The 19,025-nt window shown below is 43.1% G+C and carries 15 protein-coding genes and 1 tRNA gene; 8 read left to right on the top strand and 8 right to left on the bottom strand.

The genetic code is table 11. From position 1 onward, the window contains the following. The 8 genes from HMPREF9420_RS14395 to HMPREF9420_RS07660 all read right to left on the bottom strand — a co-directional run. The coding region (locus HMPREF9420_RS14395) for a hypothetical protein (RefSeq protein ID WP_007135003.1) at positions 1–213 on the bottom strand (213 nt) is incomplete at its 3' end. Positions 214–397: 184 nt separating this feature from the next. Then, positions 398–1,867 carry an alkaline phosphatase family protein gene (locus tag HMPREF9420_RS07690; protein WP_007135001.1) on the bottom strand — a complete coding sequence of 490 codons (1,470 nt, stop codon included), beginning with the start codon at positions 1,865–1,867 and terminating at the stop codon, positions 398–400. 78 nt (positions 1,868–1,945) lie between these two features. Beyond that, positions 1,946–3,277: a histidine-type phosphatase gene (locus HMPREF9420_RS07685; protein ID WP_007135000.1), complete on the bottom strand. Its 1,332-nt coding sequence runs from the start codon at positions 3,275–3,277 to the stop codon at positions 1,946–1,948. Positions 3,278–3,918: 641 nt separating this feature from the next. Beyond that, on the bottom strand, positions 3,919–4,368 hold the full coding sequence (locus tag HMPREF9420_RS07680) for a peroxiredoxin (RefSeq protein WP_007134998.1): 450 nt from the start codon (positions 4,366–4,368) through the stop codon (positions 3,919–3,921). 11 nt (positions 4,369–4,379) lie between these two features. Then, positions 4,380–5,147: a YaaA family protein gene (locus HMPREF9420_RS07675; protein WP_007134997.1), complete on the bottom strand. Its 768-nt coding sequence runs from the start codon at positions 5,145–5,147 to the stop codon at positions 4,380–4,382. After that, entirely contained in the window at positions 5,138–6,094 is a 957-nt protein-coding gene (gene ribD / locus HMPREF9420_RS07670) for a bifunctional diaminohydroxyphosphoribosylaminopyrimidine deaminase/5-amino-6-(5-phosphoribosylamino)uracil reductase RibD (RefSeq protein ID WP_007134996.1), read from the bottom strand. The genes HMPREF9420_RS07675 and ribD overlap by 10 nt, the downstream gene beginning before the upstream one ends. A gap of 119 nt (positions 6,095–6,213) precedes the next feature. Further along, positions 6,214–7,665 (bottom strand): ATP-binding protein, encoded by a 1,452-nt coding sequence (locus HMPREF9420_RS07665; RefSeq protein ID WP_007134995.1) that lies wholly within the window; start codon positions 7,663–7,665, stop codon positions 6,214–6,216. Between the two features lie 316 nt (positions 7,666–7,981). Further along, positions 7,982–8,054 (bottom strand) — tRNA-Pro (locus HMPREF9420_RS07660). Between the two features lie 564 nt (positions 8,055–8,618). Between HMPREF9420_RS07660 and HMPREF9420_RS07655 the strand changes: the two genes are divergently transcribed. From HMPREF9420_RS07655 to HMPREF9420_RS07620, 8 genes are all read left to right on the top strand, one after another. Next, complete coding sequence (locus tag HMPREF9420_RS07655; protein ID WP_007134992.1) at positions 8,619–9,614, top strand: NAD-dependent epimerase/dehydratase family protein; 996 nt, start codon at positions 8,619–8,621, stop codon at positions 9,612–9,614. Next, a complete protein-coding gene (locus HMPREF9420_RS07650) occupies positions 9,615–10,628 on the top strand; it encodes a phosphatase PAP2 family protein (RefSeq protein WP_007134991.1) in 1,014 nt (337 codons plus the stop codon). 248 nt (positions 10,629–10,876) lie between these two features. Continuing rightward, positions 10,877–12,211, top strand: coding sequence for a tRNA (N6-isopentenyl adenosine(37)-C2)-methylthiotransferase MiaB (miaB, locus tag HMPREF9420_RS07645; RefSeq protein ID WP_007134989.1), 1,335 nt, complete (start codon positions 10,877–10,879; stop codon positions 12,209–12,211). A 17-nt stretch (positions 12,212–12,228) separates the two neighbouring features. Next, positions 12,229–14,070 (top strand): ABC transporter ATP-binding protein, encoded by a 1,842-nt coding sequence (locus HMPREF9420_RS07640; protein ID WP_007134988.1) that lies wholly within the window; start codon positions 12,229–12,231, stop codon positions 14,068–14,070. Between the two features lie 22 nt (positions 14,071–14,092). After that, positions 14,093–16,060, top strand: a complete 1,968-nt coding sequence (locus HMPREF9420_RS07635) for an LTA synthase family protein (RefSeq protein ID WP_007134987.1) — start codon at positions 14,093–14,095, stop codon at positions 16,058–16,060. A gap of 5 nt (positions 16,061–16,065) precedes the next feature. Beyond that, the gene (locus tag HMPREF9420_RS07630) at positions 16,066–17,028 is read left to right on the top strand and encodes a lysophospholipid acyltransferase family protein (RefSeq protein ID WP_007134986.1); all 963 of its coding nucleotides are present in this window, start codon (positions 16,066–16,068) and stop codon (positions 17,026–17,028) included. A 67-nt stretch (positions 17,029–17,095) separates the two neighbouring features. Then, positions 17,096–18,109, top strand: coding sequence for a glycosyl transferase family 90 (locus HMPREF9420_RS07625; RefSeq protein ID WP_044079173.1), 1,014 nt, complete (start codon positions 17,096–17,098; stop codon positions 18,107–18,109). 67 nt (positions 18,110–18,176) lie between these two features. Then, a complete protein-coding gene (locus HMPREF9420_RS07620; protein WP_007134984.1) occupies positions 18,177–19,019 on the top strand; it encodes a LicD family protein in 843 nt (280 codons plus the stop codon). Positions 19,020–19,025 lie beyond the last annotated feature (6 nt).

Raw genomic sequence — 19,025 nt, 5'->3', positions numbered from 1 at the left:
GCAAGATGAAACAATTGTGAGGGTGATATAATTGATAATTAAAGGTAAAATAGTGTAAGGGAAACAAAAAGGTACAACGCCTACAGCGTTGTTCTCTCTAATGGCAAATAACCCAGGGTAGACTACGCTTTCTCTTGTCAACCCTGGGCTATCAAAGGTACAACGCTTACAGCGTTGCATCGTTGTAACATTCGCAACGATTGATGTATTCATTAAAATATTAGCGCGACATCTACAGCGTTGCGTGGTTACAACATTTATAATGTTGGATGTATGCTTTGAAATATTGGTATAACGCTTGCAGCGTTGCCACCTCCATAAACACAAAGCGCGTAGCTATTGCATGAGAATAATAGCGCAATGGCTACGACGATGCAATGTGTTTTGAATCAAAGTCCTAAAAAACGGAATTGCCAACACAGGCATTCGGCATTTGAATATGGAGCAGACTACATACACTCGGTGCGATGTCGGTCATGAAAGTAGGACGTGAAGTCTCACCCGGTTTAACGCCCCAACCCATGAAAATCAATGGGATATGACTATCGTCTGGATTCCAAAGACTATGACTTGTACCCTTATACGTAGGATTTGCCGAGCTGTTTATCCAGCCGGGATTCGTCACAATGAGTAGATCTCCACCACGTTCACGGCTATATCCGTTGATGATTCGCTCGCGAATAGGCTGTGCAATAGGCATTGTTGCCACTTCATCATAGTCAACGACATAGGTGACATTAGGCTTTTTCTCTAACAATTCCTTTGCTTTTGCCTTCACATCCTTGAGGTTTAAGTTGGCCGAAGCAATGCTCTTATGGTCTAAGAAAACGCGGAGTGCATTCTCACCCAACACAAAATTAGTTGTTGTTCCAAACACTTGTTGCAGCTGTTGGTTAAGTTCTTTCACCACATTCCAGCATTCAAAGCCACCCGCGGGCATCTTATGACTGCGCATAAAGTTAGGATTGTGAGAGCCACCATGGTCAGCTGTGAGGAAAACGAGATAGTTTCCGCGTCCCACTTGCGCATCCAACGTCTTGAAGAAACGGGCAAGATCGCGGTCGAGTTGAATGTAAGCATCGTGGTTTTCGGGGCCACGTGTGCTGAACTTATGGCCAATTGCGTCGGTGGGAGATATGCTTACAGTGAGCATATCGGTTTCCGTTCCCTGACCAAGATTCTCATTTTTCAAGATAGCCTCAGCCATATCAAAGGTTACGGTGATGCCTTTCACATCGAGTTTGATGTCATACCCCGGCTTCTGTTGATGTGCTTTGTTGAAGTCGTTGACCCATGTTGGCAGCTGATTCATATAATAAGTGCTCGTAACAAAATGGCCGGCACTCGTATCCCACCAATAAGCTGCATCGGCACTATGGCCTGCTGGCAAGATTGAAGCACGGTCTTTGAGTGCCACTCCGAAGACTTTTGACTTATAGTTTGTAGCCAATTTCAACTCATCTCCTATCGTTGAAGCCAACAAATTGCGTGGAGACATCTTGCCTTCTTTTGAATCACTGCCTACGCTTTGCACCGTTTCATCACCACAACAATAGGTATCCTTGCCGTTAATATAGAAGCTATTGCCGAGGATTCCCATCAAAGCAGGCACACTTCCCGTATAAACGCAAGAGTGACCAATGGCAGTTACGGTTGGAATATAAGGCACCATAGTGTTCTGACAGCTATATCCTTCTGACAAAAGTCGCTTGAATCCGTCGCTAACATACTCCTTATTATAGAAGTAAAGATAATCCCAGCGCATCTGATCTACTACAATTCCTACAACCAACTTAGGCCGATTAACTTGTGCATGGCCTAAAAACGTGCAGGCTAAAAGCATTAATATCAAAAACTTTCTTTTCATTCTGGTTTTGGTTTAGTGTTATTATTTGAGTTTATTAAAGTTAGTTTTCTGTTTCTTTCTTTGTTCTTTGCAACGTCATTAGTGTTTTATTGGGTCGCCAACTCTCACCAATGGTCTGTCAGCGGCTACCTTTAGACAATACGCTCTGACATCCTTCCAATGATAATATGGGTAGACATCGGTTGCAATGGGTAGCTTAGCTTCATTCTCATTGCGTAGAATCTTGACGAGAATATCGTCACTTCCCGGCTTACGATAGTACACAAATTGAAGATTACAGGCCATAGGGAAGATGCGATAATTATTCCATCCCTTCATCGTTACTTGCTCAAGGTCGGCTACTTGCACACCCATGCCGTCGAGATCTAACAGGCAAGTCAACGGCATTACCATCGTATCGTGTCCATAACGCAGTGTAACACTGGGATGATTCAACATCAAACAGCTGTCTGCTTCACTAACAATCTTGCGCAAAAGAAAGCGTTGTGACGTTGGCTGTTGACCGCCATTGAGGGGTGAAGGACCATAGTTGATATACCACCAAGCATTGTTTGTGGTCCAAAGATCATAGAGTTCTTTGTCTGTAAAAAGGTTAAACAATGAGAGCTCATGACGCAGTTCAGTACTCTGAACATTAGAAGCCTGCTTGAAAAGTGTGCTATATAGTTGTTTGAAATTTATCTCTTTTTGCCAATAAGTGCTATCATTGAAGAGCTCATTCATTAGTCGTTCGGGATGAATATGACGTTTACTGAAGTTGTCAAATGCCTCACGTGCAGCCTTTGGCATACGCTGTTTGAAGAGCGAAGTGTCGTTATGATTCATGTAATACATGTCATGATAGCTTGCATCATGCGTGATTTCGAGTTTTGGATTCATGCGAACGAGCTGCTGAAGCGCGTTTTCCATGCTCAGAATACAGCGGATAACCACCGTACTTTTAGCGTCAACGTGGGTCTTTCCCTTAAAGATTTCGGGGAAATTCCGCACCATCCGTTCAGCAATCTGACGGTGTTGTTCAGCCCCAAGCGGTGTAAGTTCGCCGTCACGCCCCTTGGCTGCATCGCGAAGCAGACGCAAATCGCGAAGCACTTCCTGCCCTTTCGGCGTTAGTTTTCCTAATGAATCGGCCCTCTCTAACATGAGAACAGGCTGATTATAGTCGCGATCTCCGATGAGCCAACGGCTTCCGTGTCGTCCATAATGACTGAGATAAAAAGGTTTGTAGCCTTTAGGCGCTCGCGTAAGTGACTTTTGTAATGGGCCAGGATAAGCCAGATAGTTTCCAGCCACTACCAGATTGTTTCCAGTCACTAACAGTCTGTTTAACCTAATGTCTTCTTTTGCCTGCTGTGCCGATACACTTAGGCAGAGCGTTAGCAATGAAATAAAAACTATTTTGCGTTTCATAATGTTACAAAGATAGCTATTTTTATTTGTAAATGAAAATGATTATCAAAGAAAAATGTTTTATGTGAACAGGGATTCTCGGTCAGGAGAGGACCCTCATGAATTAAAACAAGGGGACGATGGATAGGAAAAGAGCGATGGATATGCACAAAAGGACAACGAAAATCTTGTCAAATGATTTCTTTGTTTTTAACACTCCACTGCGAAACGAAATAGAAACGAAGACACGAAAAAAGAATAAACACACCCTTCTTTCATGGCTTTGATTCCATGAATTTCGTCTCTCGGCTTCGCCTTCCAACCCGTTTTGCATCATCATTTGCGCCAAATCACACGATGATTTGCACCAAACGAAGCAGTGAATCGATGCTTTTTACCGCGCAATCTGCCGCAAATCATGTGCGTTTCTGTCGTTTAAAAGCTCTGTCATTCCATAAGAATCACTTAACCATCTAACAGTCAGCGCATTATGAAATCATAAAAATCAAACGAAAACGGGATAAAAACCATCGCGTGTTTTGAAGCTGCCAATCTATTAAACAGATTTGTAAAAGGGTTTCAAAAGATTTAACCTATAAGTTGCTTACTATTTGCTGATTGGATTATCCCTATCCACCCTTCTTTCAACCCCTATGGTTCCATTACAAGATTTGATTGGCGTGGTCTTTCACTTTGATTTCCTTTGGTCCAATGATACGCGTTACTACGCCCTCGGTATCCGTGATAAAGGTGGTGCGGAAGACGCCCATATACGTGCGACCAGCCATCTTCTTCTCGCCATATACACCGAGTTCTTGCACGAGTTTGAGGTCGGTGTCGCAGAGAAGTGGGAAGGGAAGCTGATACTTCTCTATGAACTTATGATGCGATTTGGCGTCCTGTGTGCTGCAACCCAACACGGAATAACCCTGTGAAATGAATCGTTCGTAGTTGTCACGGAGGTTACATGCCTCGTTAGTACAACCCGGAGTAGAGTCCTTCGGATAGATATATAGCACTAATTTCTTGCCTTTAAAGTCACTGATTTTCCATTCCTTACCGTCTTGGTCAATGCCTAAGACCTCGGGAAGTCTTTGTCCTACTTCAATCATACGTTATTTTTTTATGTTTGGTTTAATATAAAATGCGGGTGAAGTTCATCGCCATAATTCGGTTGATAGACGAAGTCGGCTTCATTGAATGTGAGGAGTTGTTGGGGAGAATGCCACTGATGACGGATAATACAGCGTGTCATTGCACCGCGACATTGCTTAGCATAGACGGAGACAACCTTCATTTTATCCCCTTTTTCCACATAGAATAGGGGCTGAATGACCTTGACTTCACGGCAAATGCGCTTCCAATCGAAGAGATGTTCATACTCTTCGGTGGCCAAATGTATCAATATTCCATCGTCTTGTTTGACTGCATCAATGAGCATATCTGTAAGGAGTGGGCGCCAGAAAGCAAACATATTATGATGTTGTGTGGCTTTAAGCGTCACCTTAGCCTCCATGCGATAGGGATGAATTTGGTCTAAAGGACGAAGCAATCCATAGAGGAATGACGTGATGAAAAGATGGTGTTGAGCAAACCGAAAGTCTGATTCGGTGAACGAAGATGCCTGAAGATGTTTATAAGCATGACCATTATAAGCCAACAAAGCAGGCTGTTTCTCGTCGTCATTAAAGAAACTTTGAAACCTCAACTGATTCTCTAAGGCGATAGAATTGCTGCAATTCAAGCGCTTGGCAAGCGTTTCTACATCCCATGAACTCATCTCTAATGCAAAACGTTCTGCCTCAGATGAGAATACAGGTATAGTCTTCTCAGGCACAGAAACGGCCGTTTTGGAGTTCATAATCTTGGCAGAAGCGAGAATTATCTGCATAATGTGATGATTTGGTTTCCGTCGATTGATTCTATCTTTTCTATGTGAGCATCAGATGGAATGTGTGGAGCTGGCACGCCATCTGTTATCAAAACAGGGGCTGTTTCGATTCGAATCTCATCCCAAAGTCCGCGATCTATAAAGGCTTGGAGCGTCATTCTACCCCCTTCAACCACAAGACTTTGTTTCTTTGTTGCATAGAGATGAGCAATCACTTTGTCAATGGTTGCAGCGACAGTCCAATTGGATGGCCGTGCGTTTTGTGCTGACATCGTCGGCGAAAGCACAATGCGTTCGGGGTTTTGTCCACTCCATTGCCGCACATCAAGCCTCGGATGATCTGATAAAAAGGTAGTATGTCCCACAAGAATCGCATCGTTTTCGGCCCGCAACTGGTGCACAAGCATCTGTGTTTTGGGTGTAGAGAGTTGCAATGGACCACCTTTTCGGCTGATAAAACCATTGAGTGTTTGCGCCCATTTCAATAGAATATAAGGCCGATGTTTGGCATTAAATGTGATGAAACGATGGTTCAGCGCCAGACATTCCTTTTCCATCACTCCGACAATCACCTCAATTCCTGCGTCGCGCATACGCTGAATACCTCGTCCTTGCACCTTTGCAAAGGGGTCAACACAACCGCAAACGCAACGCTTTATGCCTTTACTGATGATGAGATCTGCACAAGGTGGCGTCTTCCCATAATGCGAACAAGGCTCTAACGACACGTAGATTGTGGCCTCGTTTAACAGCATTTCATCCTCTGGTTTGACGCTTGCAAAGGCATTAACTTCAGCGTGTTCTTCACCAAATCTGACGTGATATCCCTCGCCAATGATACGATTTCGCGCCACAATTACAGCCCCAACCATGGGATTAGGCTTGGCATTTTGTCGTCCATTCTCAGCCAATTGCAGGCACCGTTTCATGTAATATTCGTGCTCCATAGACTGCAAACTTACACAAAAATCTTTGATTACGTGTGACGATAGCTCAAATTTTATGCTTGAATGAGCCCTGTCACATCTTGTAATTAATCTTATTTTGGAAAATACAGAACAAGGAACTACATTCCAACATTCATAACTTTCTGCTTTATAGTATTATATCCTATCTGATAAGCATATAGGGCTGAGGGCATAAAATATAGCCTTTTTCCCTCTTGTTCCTTTTTCGTGTAAGCTGAAATTGATGTCACAATAGAGGATGAAAGCTTATTTTTTTCGAGAAAAGACAATAGAGATTTGAGTTCAGAAACCTTGTTTACATATCGGTCTGACCATTTAATTTCAACACACCAATTAGGTTTTTGGTGTGCAATATCTATTCCAACCATATCTACCTCGCCAAGTTTCCGCCCGTCCTTCCAATTAGCATAGTATATGTTTGCATAGTCACGCTGTAACCATTGGGCAAAGATTGCAGTCTCAACCATGCTTCCTAACATCTCATCTGCCATTGAAAGAGGCGAGAATAAAGCACAGCGTAGTGAAGGATTTGTTAAGTAAATCTTGAATGAAGTGACGCGTTGCATCCTGCGAGCATTGGCATCTATTCGATGGATTACTTTGATAAGAAATGCTGCTTCAAGGTATTCCACATACTTTTTTATCGTCTCTTTTCTTATTCCCGAGTGCCGAGATAGGTCCTCATATGAAAACTCTTGTCCCGTAAAAAAAACGATATGAATAAATAATCTGTAGAGTTCTTGGGTATTATTAATACCATAAAGCGAAGGCAAGTCACGTAAAAGTACCTTATCAACGATATCATGTTGGATGTATTGATTAGGGTCTTTACGCATACTTTCAGAGAAAACAATCTCTGGATATCCACCAAAATTAATGTAATCTAAAAAGTGTTCATTCAACGATTGCATATTAATGGCATCAAAACCCTCTATTACTTGTCCCTCCCAATTCAATCTTTTTGGCACAATGATATTATCAATCTTCTGCATATGTAGATATTCATGAAAGGTCAAAGGCGGTAAGATGAAGTCAGTAAACCTACCGGCTCCACTCTCTATACTTTTCATTTTGAGAGCTGCACAGGCTGAACCTGAAGCAACAAACTTTACGTTTCGGTAACTATCTATAAGCGATTTAAGATGAAGTTCCCACTCTTTCAGATACTGAACTTCATCATAAAAGACATAATAATCATCTGAAATAGTTTCCTGTCCTACGGCTTCACACGCCATGGACAACATCTCTTCAAGAGATAAATTATTATAAATTGGAGTGTCAACCGATAAATAAATAATCCTTTGAGGATTCACTTTATCAGCTATCAGATGGCTAATGGTGTGATAAAGCATAATAGTTTTGCCCACACGTCGTGGCCCCATAAGGATTACTCCCCGTCTAATCTCCTTCTGCTTCACTAAAGGATAGAATAAACTCAGATACAATCTATGGGGTAATTTCTGTAAATCCTCGGGGATATTATTTGTAGTCCACCAAGGATTATCATATTGCATACGCAATAGTATCTGTTCTTTTAATTGCTGATCCATATTATGTTATTTTAAATACAAATATAAAACAAAATAATAACTAATGCAAGTTTTTTGTCGAAATAAGCTCGTTTTATCAGACTTATTATTACATTTATGTTATATTAAACATAAAGTCATCTACAAAATAAGCTTAATATTACATGTAATATAATAGCTTTAAAGATGAAAAACAACTCTTACGATGAATAGAAAACTATCAATTCCTGAAACAAAATCTTTATAAACGTTTGTCGATAAAGCTATATCAAACGCTTATTGCTACTTATTCAAACGAAAAAAGGAAAGCCGTTAGCTTTCCTTTTTGACTGAATTGTCGGGATGACCAGACTCGAACTGGCGACCTCGCGCCCCCCAGACGTGTGCGCTACCAACTGCGCTACATCCCGAATTCGCATGCAAAGATAATCATCAATCACGACATAACCAAATTTTATGGCAAGGATATTTGAAAATAATTGCGAACATATCATTCTGCAAAGGCGAAAGAAAGTCGAGGGCTGATGATGCAAAAAGCGATTTATCCTGCCCTATGCTGTTTTATGATTTGGGGCAGATAGACGTGTAATCTGCCATGCTTTGCATTATAAAATGAGTCAAATGACACGCTAAAATAACGCAGATTACACCACGAAATGATGCAGATTGCATGACGACTCACAGCACTCTTGCTCATCATTTGCATAAAATGCTGAGGTTCATTGACTTATATCCTATTTGCAGGAGGCTTTGAAAAGTGCGCATGGAGGGTCATTCTAACAAGAAAGGGGATTGGAATGCAGACGTCATAAGGCTTTGCATATCCTTCATTGTGAATGTAGTTTGCCGTTTGGTTTCACATGATTATTGGCCAATGGGATAGCGTTTATGCCGTGAGTTCACCTTAAATATTCAGAGAAATCCTTTGCCATTCATGGAAAATCCATTAATTTTGCCCCGTAAATAGCTATTTAATGAAAATATTAGTGACTGGTGCCAGTGGATTCATTGGCAGCTTTATCGTAGAAGAAGCGCTGCGTCGGGAGATGGAAGTGTGGGCTGCTGTGAGGAAAAGCAGTTCAAAAAAGTATCTCACCGATAAGCGAATACACTTCATTGAGCTCAACTTATCCTCTGAAAAAGACTTGGAAAAGCAACTTGCCGGACACGAGTTCGACTATGTTGTGCATGCTGCTGGCGTGACAAAGTGCCTACATGCCGACGACTTTTACAAGATAAATACAGACGGAACGCGTCATCTTGTTGAAGCGTTGCTGGCATTACACATGCCCATCCGACGTTTCATCTACTTGAGTAGTCTTAGTGTTTATGGCGCAATCAAAGAGCAACAACCTTATCACGAGATTACAGAAGACGATCATCCGAAGCCAAACACGGCGTATGGGAAAAGCAAACTCATGGCCGAAGCGTATTTGGAGCGCGTGGGAAATGATTTTCCTTACATCATTTTAAGGCCCACAGGAGTCTATGGACCGCGTGAACGCGACTACTTCTTAATGGCAAAAAGCATCAAGGGGCACGTTGATTTCTCAGTTGGTTTCAAGCGTCAGGACATCACATTTGTTTATGTTACCGACGTGGTTCAAGCCGTTTTCCAGGCTTTCGACCATGGACGTGACGGACGAAAATACTTTCTCAGTGACGGCAATGTATACCAATCGTCAGACTTCAGCAATCTAATTCATAAATGCCTTGGCAATCCTTGGTGGATAAGAATCAAGGCTCCGGTGTGGGTTTTGCGTGTCGTGACGTTCTTTGGTGAGCGCATTGCTCACATGACGGGTAAGATTTCAGCGCTCAACAACGATAAATATAACATATTAAAGCAGCGCAATTGGCGTTGCGATATAGAGCCTGCAGTAGATGAATTGGGCTTTCATCCGCAGGTAGACCTTGCAGAAGGTACGCGAAGAACTATCGAATGGTATCGCGAGAACAAATGGTTGTAAATGGTAAAAAGAAGAAACAAGAACACTTTTACATGGCCTTGGCAGGGCGAAGGATGGCAGGCTGAGCACAAAGGTCTCATGCCTTTTGAGTGGGTTGTGATTGCTTATATCGCATTTACCCTATTGATTGTGCTGTTCACTTCTACCAAATTAACGAATCCCGAGACGATGGTTTGGGAGCGAATTCGCGTGGGAGCAACCATCATTGCCCTATGGATTGTCTATCGATTACTGCCTTGTAGGTTTACAATGTTTGTCCGTGTGGCAGCCCAAATGGGTATGTTGGCATGGTGGTATCCCGATACCTACGAAATCAATCGCATGTTTCCGAACCTCGATCACGTGTTTGCCACCTGGGAACAACAGCTCTTTGGTTTCCAACCTGCACTCGAATTTGCCCGTGCTTTCCCTTCACCCATTGTGAGTGAACTCATGGATTGTGGTTATGTTTCCTATTTTCCGATGATAGCAGTAGTAACACTTTACTATTTCTTCAAACGCTATGAAGACTTTGGAAAGGCTGCTTTCATCATCTTGGGAGCCTTTTTCAGCTATTACGTTATCTTTGATTTACTGCCTGTTGCAGGGCCAACCTTTTATTATAAAGCCATTGGTTTGCACAATGCTGCACACGGAATATTTCCCAATGTGGGTGATTATTTCAACTCACATCAAGCTTGTTTGCCGAGTCCGGGTGATGTTCATGGCATCTTTTACAATCTCGTTGAAGATGCAAAAGCCGCAGGTGAGCGCCCCACGGCAGCCTTTCCGAGCAGCCATGTCGGTGTGAGCACCATCTGCATGCTATTGGCTTGGCGCAGTGGTAACCGCAAACTGCTGTTTGCTTTGCTGCCCTTCTACGTGTTCTTATGTATGGCTACCGTCTACATTCAGGCGCATTATGCCATTGATGCCATAGCAGGCTTGATTACAGGTGTGGCACTTTATGCCGTGTTGAATTTCATTTCAAACCGCATATCCACTCCCGGAGTCTCTCGAAGGAATGGGAGATGACACATGGTTAAAGTCTTTTGTATCCTCCGTTGAACGCATTAAAAGAACAGAGACCATTGATTTTCAGAAGAAAGAAAGCTGTAAAAAGCAGAAATAACGATAGACTTTTCAATATTGATAACATACAATTGAATTATATATAAAGACAATAAAGCAAACAACATATAAGCCTTCACAAGCCTTTTAAGCTTTTTCTCCCCTTCGTTGGGGAGGGAGTTAGGGGCTGATTTCAGGCTTTTTTATCATTTATGGACAAGAAATTATACATCGAAACCTATGGCTGTCAGATGAATGTAGCCGATAGTGAGGTCGTCGCTTCAGTCATGAAGATGGCCGGATACGACGTATGCGAGAACGAAGAAGAGGCAGATGCCATCTTTCTTAATACTTGCAGTGTACGTGAAAATGCCGAAAACAAGATATACAATCGACTTGATACACTGCATGCCGAGCAAAAGAAAGGACGCCAACTCATCCTTGGTGTGCTCGGCTGTATGGCCGAACGAGTGAAAGACGACCTCATAAAGAACCACCACGCAAGCCTTGTTTGTGGTCCTGATTCCTATCTAAACTTGCCAACAATGATTGCAGAATGTGAGCTTGGTCATGCCGCAGTAGACACCGATCTCTCTACAACAGAGACCTATCGTGACGTGCTTCCGCAACGCATTGGAGGCAATCGGGTGAGCGGTTTCGTTAGTATCATGCGCGGATGTAACAACTTTTGCCACTATTGTATCGTGCCTTATACACGCGGAAGAGAGCGTAGTCGTGATGTGGAAAGCATCTTGGCAGAGGTCAAGGACTTGCATGACAAAGGGTTTAAAGAGGTTACTTTGCTTGGCCAGAACGTCAATTCGTATGGTCTTTTGCCGAATGGTAAGCGCCCCGAAAACGGCACTTCGTTTGCCGAATTGCTTCGAAAGGTGGCGCAAAGTGTGCCTGATATGCGTGTGAGATTCACCACTTCGAATCCTGAAGACATGTCAGAAGATATCCTACATGCCATTGCCGACGAGCCAAACCTTTGCAAACACATTCACTTTCCCGCTCAAAGTGGCAGCAATAAGATACTGAAACTGATGAACAGAAAGTACACACGGGAGGACTATCTCGATAAAGTTGCTGCCATAAAACGCATCATTCCAGGCTGTGGTTTGACTACCGATATCTTCGTTGGCTATCATAATGAGACGGAAGAAGACCAAGAACAGACGCTCTCTTTAGTCAAAGAGGTGGGCTATGACAGTGCTTTCATGTTCAAATATAGTGAACGTCCCGGCACCTATGCAGCCAAACATCTGGCCGACAACGTGCCCGAAGAGGTGAAGATTGCCCGACTCAATCAGCTCATTCATTTGCAAACAGCCATCAGTGCCGAACAAAACAAGAAGGATGAAGGCCGAGAATTTGTGATTCTTACAGAGAGATTCAGTAAGAAAGACCGTCATCATCTCATGGGAAGAACCGAACAAAACAAGGCCGTTATTGTCGAAAAAGGCAATCACCACATAGGCGAGTTTATCAAAGTGCGTATCACTGGTTCGACGAGTGCAACCCTCTTTGGCGAAGAAATCAAATAAATCAAGACCGAAAACGTATGAAAGAGTTCTTGCAAGTGCTTCGACGCTTCGTTCCACCTTATAAGAAATATCTCGTGTGGAGCATCATATTCAACATCCTTTCAGCGGTGTTGAACATCTTTTCTTTCATGACTTTGATTCCTATTTTGCAGATTTTGTTCAAGACAAGTGACGTTAAACCTATCACGAAACTCATCACATGGAACAATGTTCATAGTTTAGAAAGCTTCGTAGATCTGTTGGTTAATAACGCCAACTATTACATTCAGCACTATATTTTCACGTTAGGTCCGGCCAACACCTTATTGATAATAGGTCTGCTTTTGGCTTTCATGACCATGTTGAAAACAGGAGCTTACTTTCTCTCTTCAGCCACAATCATTCCTATTCGCACAGGAGTTGTGCGCGACATCCGCAACCAACTCTACCAGAAAATCAATGCATTGTCGCTCGGTTTCTTTAGCGAAGAGCGCAAAGGTGACATCATTGCCCGCATGAGTGGTGATGTTCAAGAGATTGAAAGCTCTATCATGGCGAGCTTAGACATGCTTTTCAAGAACCCAATTCTCATCATTAGCTACTTTGCAGCCTTAGTGATCACATCGTGGCAACTTACACTTTTCACGATAATCTTTGTGCCAATCTTCGGTTGGTTCATGGGAATCGTTGGGCGAAAGCTCAAGGCTCAAAGCATAGAAGCCCAGAGTTTATGGAGTGATACGATGAGTCAGGTGGAAGAAACACTTGGTGGTCTGCGCATCATTAAAGCCTTTTGTGCAGAAAAACTGATGAATGAAAGGTTTGATAAAGTAAATAGTTGCTACCGAAAGAACGTCATGCGAGTGAATATTCGCCAACAGATGGCCCACCCAATGAGTGAGTTTCTTGGCACGGTTATGATTATTATAGTGCTTTGGGTGGGTGGAATGCTCGTGTTAAACAACCATACTTTGACCGGCCCTAAATTCATTTATTATCTTGTAATGCTCTATTCTATCATCAATCCCCTAAAAGAATTCTCGAAGGCGGGCTACAATATACCGAAAGGATTGGCCAGTATGGAGCGCGTAGATAAGATACTTAAAGCCGAGATTAGCATCAAAGAGAGTGCTCATCCAAAGTCAATCGTTGCCTTTGAACACGACATAGAGTTCCGTCATGTGTCATTCAAATATGAACAAAAATGGGTACTTCGCGACATCAATCTTACGATTCCGAAAGGCAAGATGGTTGCACTCGTTGGTCAAAGTGGCTCAGGAAAGTCTACACTTGTAGACCTTATTCCTCGTTATTACGATGTACAAGAGGGAGAAATACTTATTGATGGCATCAACATTAAAGACTTAAAGATTCATGATTTGCGTCGCCTCATCGGCAATGTAAACCAAGAAGCCATCCTGTTTAACGACACTTTCAAGAACAATATCAAGTTCGGCACCTCGGAAGCTACCGATGAACAAGTGGCTGAAGCGGCTCGAATTGCGAACGCTTTTGACTTTATTATGCAGAGTGAAGAGGGCTTCAACACGAGCATAGGTGACCGTGGTGGTAGGCTCTCGGGAGGCCAACGGCAGCGTGTTAGCATAGCGCGTGCCATCTTAAAGAACCCACCTATTCTCATACTTGATGAGGCAACGTCGGCTCTCGACACTGAAAGTGAACGGTTAGTACAGGATGCTTTGGCGAAATTAATGAAGACTCGAACGACCATTGCGGTAGCCCATAGACTGTCAACCATACGTAATGCCGACGAGATTTGCGTGCTCCATGAAGGCCGAATCATTGAACGTGGCACGCATGATGAACTCATTGGCAATAACGGATACTACAAAAAGCTGCACGAAATGCAACAAGTGTAAACTAAAGAAAGGATGGAATAGCATGAAACGCCTATTAAAATCATCATTCGGTTCGCCCATAGCATTACTTGTTAACTTGCTATTGGCCTACCTCATCTACCTTCTTGCACGCGTCACTTACGTGTTTGTGAACTACAGTTACTTTGCCGAAGGAATCAAACTCAGCACTATCGGTCCCTGGATTAAAGGCAGTTTGATGTTTGATACCACGGCAATTCTCTACACAAACAGCCTTTACATGGTTCTCATGCTCATTCCTTTTTGGCGCAAAGAAAACCCGATTTATCACCGCATCTGCAAGTGGTTGTTTGTTGTTGTCAATGCCTTTGCGTTGGCCATCAACCTTGCTGATGCTGTCTACTTCCCCTTTACACTGCGCCGAACGACAACAAGCGTGTTCAGAGAGTTTGGTAATGAGAACAACATTACAGGCATTATCCTTCATAATACGCTGACCCACTGGTATCTTTTACTTATCTTTGGACTCATCGTTTGGGCCATCTGGAAATGTTATCTCATGCCACACACCGACTATCGTGACTATAAACGTCCAAAGGAAAGATGGGCTTTCACGCTCAAACTCCTTGTATGCTTCGTGTTATCAGGCATAGTTACTGTGGCAGGATGCCGCGGAGGACTCCAATCTGGCGTGCGACCCATCACCATAAGCAATGCAAATCAGTTTGTAGAACGACCCACTGACTGCGCTGTTGTGCTTAATACGCCGTTCGCATTAATACGTACTATTGGCAAATCCGACTTCGAAATACCTCCTTATTACACATCACTCAATGAGGCCGCAAAGGTCTATTCGCCCGTCCACATGATTGTCCCGAAGGGGAATTTCAACAAGAAGAACATCGTCATCCTTATCGTTGAGAGTTTCGGAAGAGAATATATCGGTGGCTTTAATAAGGACTTTTTCGATGGGAAATATAAGGGATACACGCCCAATGTGGACCGATTGATTGAGAAAAGTCTTGTTTATCGTTATTCATTTTGCAATGGAAGAAAGAGCATTGATGGTATGCCTTCCATCCTTTGTAGCATTCCTCGATTCGGTGAACCCTTTATTCTCACGCCCGCTTCGATGAATGATTACACCGGCTTACCAGGCCTTTTAAGCCATTGGGGCTATCAAACGGCCTTCTTCCATGGGGCAAACCGTGGTTCAATGGGCTTTTTGGCATTCTCTAAAAAGATTGGATTCCAAAACTATTATGGCCGTCAAGACTATGACAATGACCCTCGTTTTGGTGGCGATAAGGACTTCGATGGCAACTGGGGAATATGGGATGAGCCCTTCCTTCAATACTATTGTGCGAAGATGGGCGAGCTAAAAGAGCCATTCATGACGGCACTTTTCACCGTGTCGAGCCACGACCCATTCGTTGTTCCCGATAAATATAAGAACATTTATAAGGAAGAACATCTGCCCATTCAAAAGTGCATACGCTACACCGACATGGCTATTGGCAAGTTCTTTGCCTCAGCAAGCAAACAGAAATGGTTCAAAAACACGATCTTTGTGCTTACCAGTGACCACACAAATCAAAGTGATCATGCACAATATAAAACCGATATAGGCGGCTTTTGCTCACCTATTATTATATATGATCCGTCAGGTGACATCATGCCTCAACGTGTAAATGGCATCGCACAACAAATAGATATCATGCCAACCTTGCTCAACTACATCCGCTATCCCACTCCTTATCTGGCCTTCGGTGACGACCTTCTCGGCACGCCTGCAAGCGAAACGTGGGCTGTAAACTATCTAAATGGCATCTATCAATACGTGAAATATGGTTATGTTTTGCAGTGGGATGGCAAACAAACCAAAGCCATTTACAAACTCACCGACCTGCTTATGGAGCATAACCTCGTAGGAAAAGTGAAAGAACAACACCAGATGGAGACCGAGCTTAAGGCCATTATCTATCAATATATGTACCGAATGGTGAAGGATAAACTCAAAGTTCAGCTCTAAACTAAATGAAGAAAGCACTGTTATATATAGCTTATACCCTCGCTTATGGCTTTTGGTGGGTGATGTCTTTGTTGCCCTTATGGGTGCTTTATCGCCTCTCCGACCTACTCTATTACGTCATAACCTATGTTGTTCGCTATCGACATGACGTGATTTGGAACAATCTTTCCACCTCGTTTCCAGAGAAATCAAAGGCCGAACTGCGTGAGATTGAGCACCAATTCTACCATTGGTTCTGCGACTATCTTGTCGAAACAGTCAAGCTTATGTCTATAAGTAAACGACAACTCATGCAGAGAATGACGTTCACGGGTATGGAACAGATTCATGAAATCCTCTCCGAAGGCCAGTCGATAGGTGTATATCTCGGACACTTAGGCAACTGGGAATGGATTACTTCGCTTCCCTATTGGACATCAAACGGCCTTTGTTGTCAGCTCTATCACCCTCTTGAAAACGAATATTTCGACCGTTTGTTTAAGTATGTACGCGAACTTCACGGCGCCTTATGCATCCCCATGCAAGAGTCTTTGCGTAAGATTATCACGCTTTCTCGCGAAGGAAAGCCGCTCATTGTTGGCTATATATCCGATCAAGTGCCGCTATGGTGGAACATACATCATTGGGTTGATTTCCTAAACCACGACACTCCTGTGCTCACCGGAGCCGAACGAATTATCAAACACACTGGACAGGCCTTCTTTTATGGCCATGTTACACGCGTGAAAAGAGGCCATTATAACTGCGAAATGCGTCTCATCAGCCGCAACACCAAAGAGATGGCCGACTTTGAGATAACAGATCTCTACTATAAAGAATTGGAAAGGTCTATTAAAAACCAGCCCGAACTCTACTTATGGAGCCACAATCGCTGGAAAAGAACACGCGAAGAATTTAATAAAAACTGGGAAGTGAAGAATGGAAAGGTTGTGAAACGCAAAAAGGAACAGCCTCAACCGCAAGGCTAAACCCTGCTATCTGTTGTTTACTTCTTGTCAAAAGTCAAGATCTATTCACCTATAACACATGATCATCATGATGATTCCACGCAAACTTTACTATATGTTGCACAGCGGAAAGAACTCAAAGCTGCGCTATTATATCACGTCTTATCTTTGGATTCTGACGCCCCACTGCCTGCTATCCCTATTCCGCAAGACTGTGCTTTCAAAGGTTTCACAACGCGACGACTGGGAAGAGATTTCGCAACGCGTGGACTATTACAACAAGCTTCAACGTTCAACCATCGACCATTCTGCCTTTCAACAGCAGGCCATCTGCCTCGCAAAGCAAAAGAAAACAGGGCAATCGGTTTACTATCTTGACTCATTTCGCTATGCAAAGGCCTTTCCTTTGAACAACAAATGGAAGTTACTTCCTGGTGACATCACCGCTATTCCAGAGGTTCCTTCAATTGTAAAGAGCCGACCAATTGATGCAAACAATGCCAACGCTGTACTGATGAAACTCGACCGTGTGCGTCATTTCCTCTTCGTAAACGACCCACTTCGCTTCACCGAAAAAGCCAATAAAGTGGTCTTTCGAGGCTTGATTGGCCAGTTCGATAGCAACACTTTAAAGCAGAATCGCTATGATTTCGTTAAGAAATTCTTCGGTAATCCACGCTTCAATATCGGTGTTATCGACAAGCATTTAACGGAATGGTACACCGAGAAAATGACCATTCGGGAGCATCTCGACTATAAGTTTATCATGGCCTTAGAGGGTAATGATGTGGCGAGCAACCTCAAATGGATTATGTCTTCAAATTCAATCGCTGTCATGCCACGCCCAAAGTATGAAACATGGTTTATGGAAGGAACGCTCATTCCCAATTATCATTACATAGAAGTAAAGCCTGATTACAGCGACTTAGAAGACAGAATAGACTATTATATCAGTCATCCCGACGAGGCACAAGCCATCATCAATCACGCCCATGAACATGTAAACAGGTTTAGAAATGCCCGTCGTGAATACATCATTTCACTGCTTGTGTTAGATAAATATTTCCGAATGACCTCCCAAAAGGCGTCTTCTGAAACTTAAAGATAAGGTCACTTAAACCCCAATCAGTGCGAAATAATTTATATAAAACTCTTAAAACCATTATAAAATGAAAGAACAAAAGGGAAGGATTTCAGACGAAGAAACCAAGAAACTGCAAGCCTGCATCCTTGAACTTATGGTGAATATCGACCGCGTTTGCCGTGAACACCATCTGCGTTACTATCTTTTAGCGGGCACAATGCTGGGTGCTGTGCGCCACAAAGGCTTTGTTCCATGGGATGACGACGCTGACATTGCCCTGCCAAGAAAGGACTATAACATCCTCATTGCACATGCCAATGAGTGGTTACCCAAGCACATCGAGCTCGTCAGTGGCATCCAAAACCCACATTATCCCTATGCCTTTGCACGCATTCAAGACGCAAACACCACTTATATTCTGCGCAGAAGCTTCAACTTTATAGGCGGATTGCCCGTGGATATCTTTCCACTTGACGGCATGACTACAAACCCATTGAAACGCAAGTGGCATTATATGAGATATGATTTCTATGTGAGATTGATGTATTATAACCTACGCGATCCTTACAAACATGGGCGTGGTCTCGACTGCCTTTTCATCAAAATGTGTCACAAACTGTTTTCTTCGGCGTGGTTACATCGCAAACTTGACAAGATACAAAGCGAGTATGACTTCGACCATTCAACGCTCGTGGCCGACCATGACAATGCTCCTGAGCGTGGAATCTTACCGCGTGAGGTCTATGGAGAGCCTACACCCATCTCGTTTGAAGGCCATAGTTTCATGGGCGTTGCTAAGCCCGATGCTTATCTAAAGTATTGTTATGGCAACTACATGCAGTTGCCTGACGAAATGCCTCCACAGAATTTCAGATACCTCGACTTGCAAATGCCCTATCGCACTTATTTGAAGCAGCAGGCAAAATAAAAAATA

It is taken from the genome of Segatella salivae DSM 15606 (genome assembly GCF_000185845.1).
In the GTDB taxonomy this organism is placed as follows: domain Bacteria; phylum Bacteroidota; class Bacteroidia; order Bacteroidales; family Bacteroidaceae; genus Prevotella; species Prevotella salivae.
This window is presented reverse-complemented; position numbering and strand designations above follow the sequence as displayed.

Excerpts from the sequence above, each read along its gene's own strand:
- HMPREF9420_RS07690 (WP_007135001.1), bottom strand. The coding sequence starts at position 1,867 with ATGAAAAGAAAGTTTTTGATATTAATGCTTTTAGCCTGCACGTTTTTA.
- HMPREF9420_RS07685 (WP_007135000.1), bottom strand. The coding sequence starts at position 3,277 with ATGAAACGCAAAATAGTTTTTATTTCATTGCTAACGCTCTGCCTAAGT.
- HMPREF9420_RS07680 (WP_007134998.1), bottom strand. The coding sequence starts at position 4,368 with ATGATTGAAGTAGGACAAAGACTTCCCGAGGTCTTAGGCATTGACCAA.
- HMPREF9420_RS07675 (WP_007134997.1), bottom strand. The coding sequence starts at position 5,147 with ATGCAGATAATTCTCGCTTCTGCCAAGATTATGAACTCCAAAACGGCC.
- ribD (WP_007134996.1), bottom strand. The coding sequence starts at position 6,094 with ATGGAGCACGAATATTACATGAAACGGTGCCTGCAATTGGCTGAGAAT.
- HMPREF9420_RS07665 (WP_007134995.1), bottom strand. The coding sequence starts at position 7,665 with ATGGATCAGCAATTAAAAGAACAGATACTATTGCGTATGCAATATGAT.
- HMPREF9420_RS07655 (WP_007134992.1), top strand. The coding sequence starts at position 8,619 with ATGAAAATATTAGTGACTGGTGCCAGTGGATTCATTGGCAGCTTTATC.
- HMPREF9420_RS07650 (WP_007134991.1), top strand. The coding sequence starts at position 9,615 with ATGGTAAAAAGAAGAAACAAGAACACTTTTACATGGCCTTGGCAGGGC.
- miaB (WP_007134989.1), top strand. The coding sequence starts at position 10,877 with ATGGACAAGAAATTATACATCGAAACCTATGGCTGTCAGATGAATGTA.
- HMPREF9420_RS07640 (WP_007134988.1), top strand. The coding sequence starts at position 12,229 with ATGAAAGAGTTCTTGCAAGTGCTTCGACGCTTCGTTCCACCTTATAAG.
- HMPREF9420_RS07635 (WP_007134987.1), top strand. The coding sequence starts at position 14,093 with ATGAAACGCCTATTAAAATCATCATTCGGTTCGCCCATAGCATTACTT.
- HMPREF9420_RS07630 (WP_007134986.1), top strand. The coding sequence starts at position 16,066 with ATGAAGAAAGCACTGTTATATATAGCTTATACCCTCGCTTATGGCTTT.
- HMPREF9420_RS07625 (WP_044079173.1), top strand. The coding sequence starts at position 17,096 with ATGATGATTCCACGCAAACTTTACTATATGTTGCACAGCGGAAAGAAC.
- HMPREF9420_RS07620 (WP_007134984.1), top strand. The coding sequence starts at position 18,177 with ATGAAAGAACAAAAGGGAAGGATTTCAGACGAAGAAACCAAGAAACTG.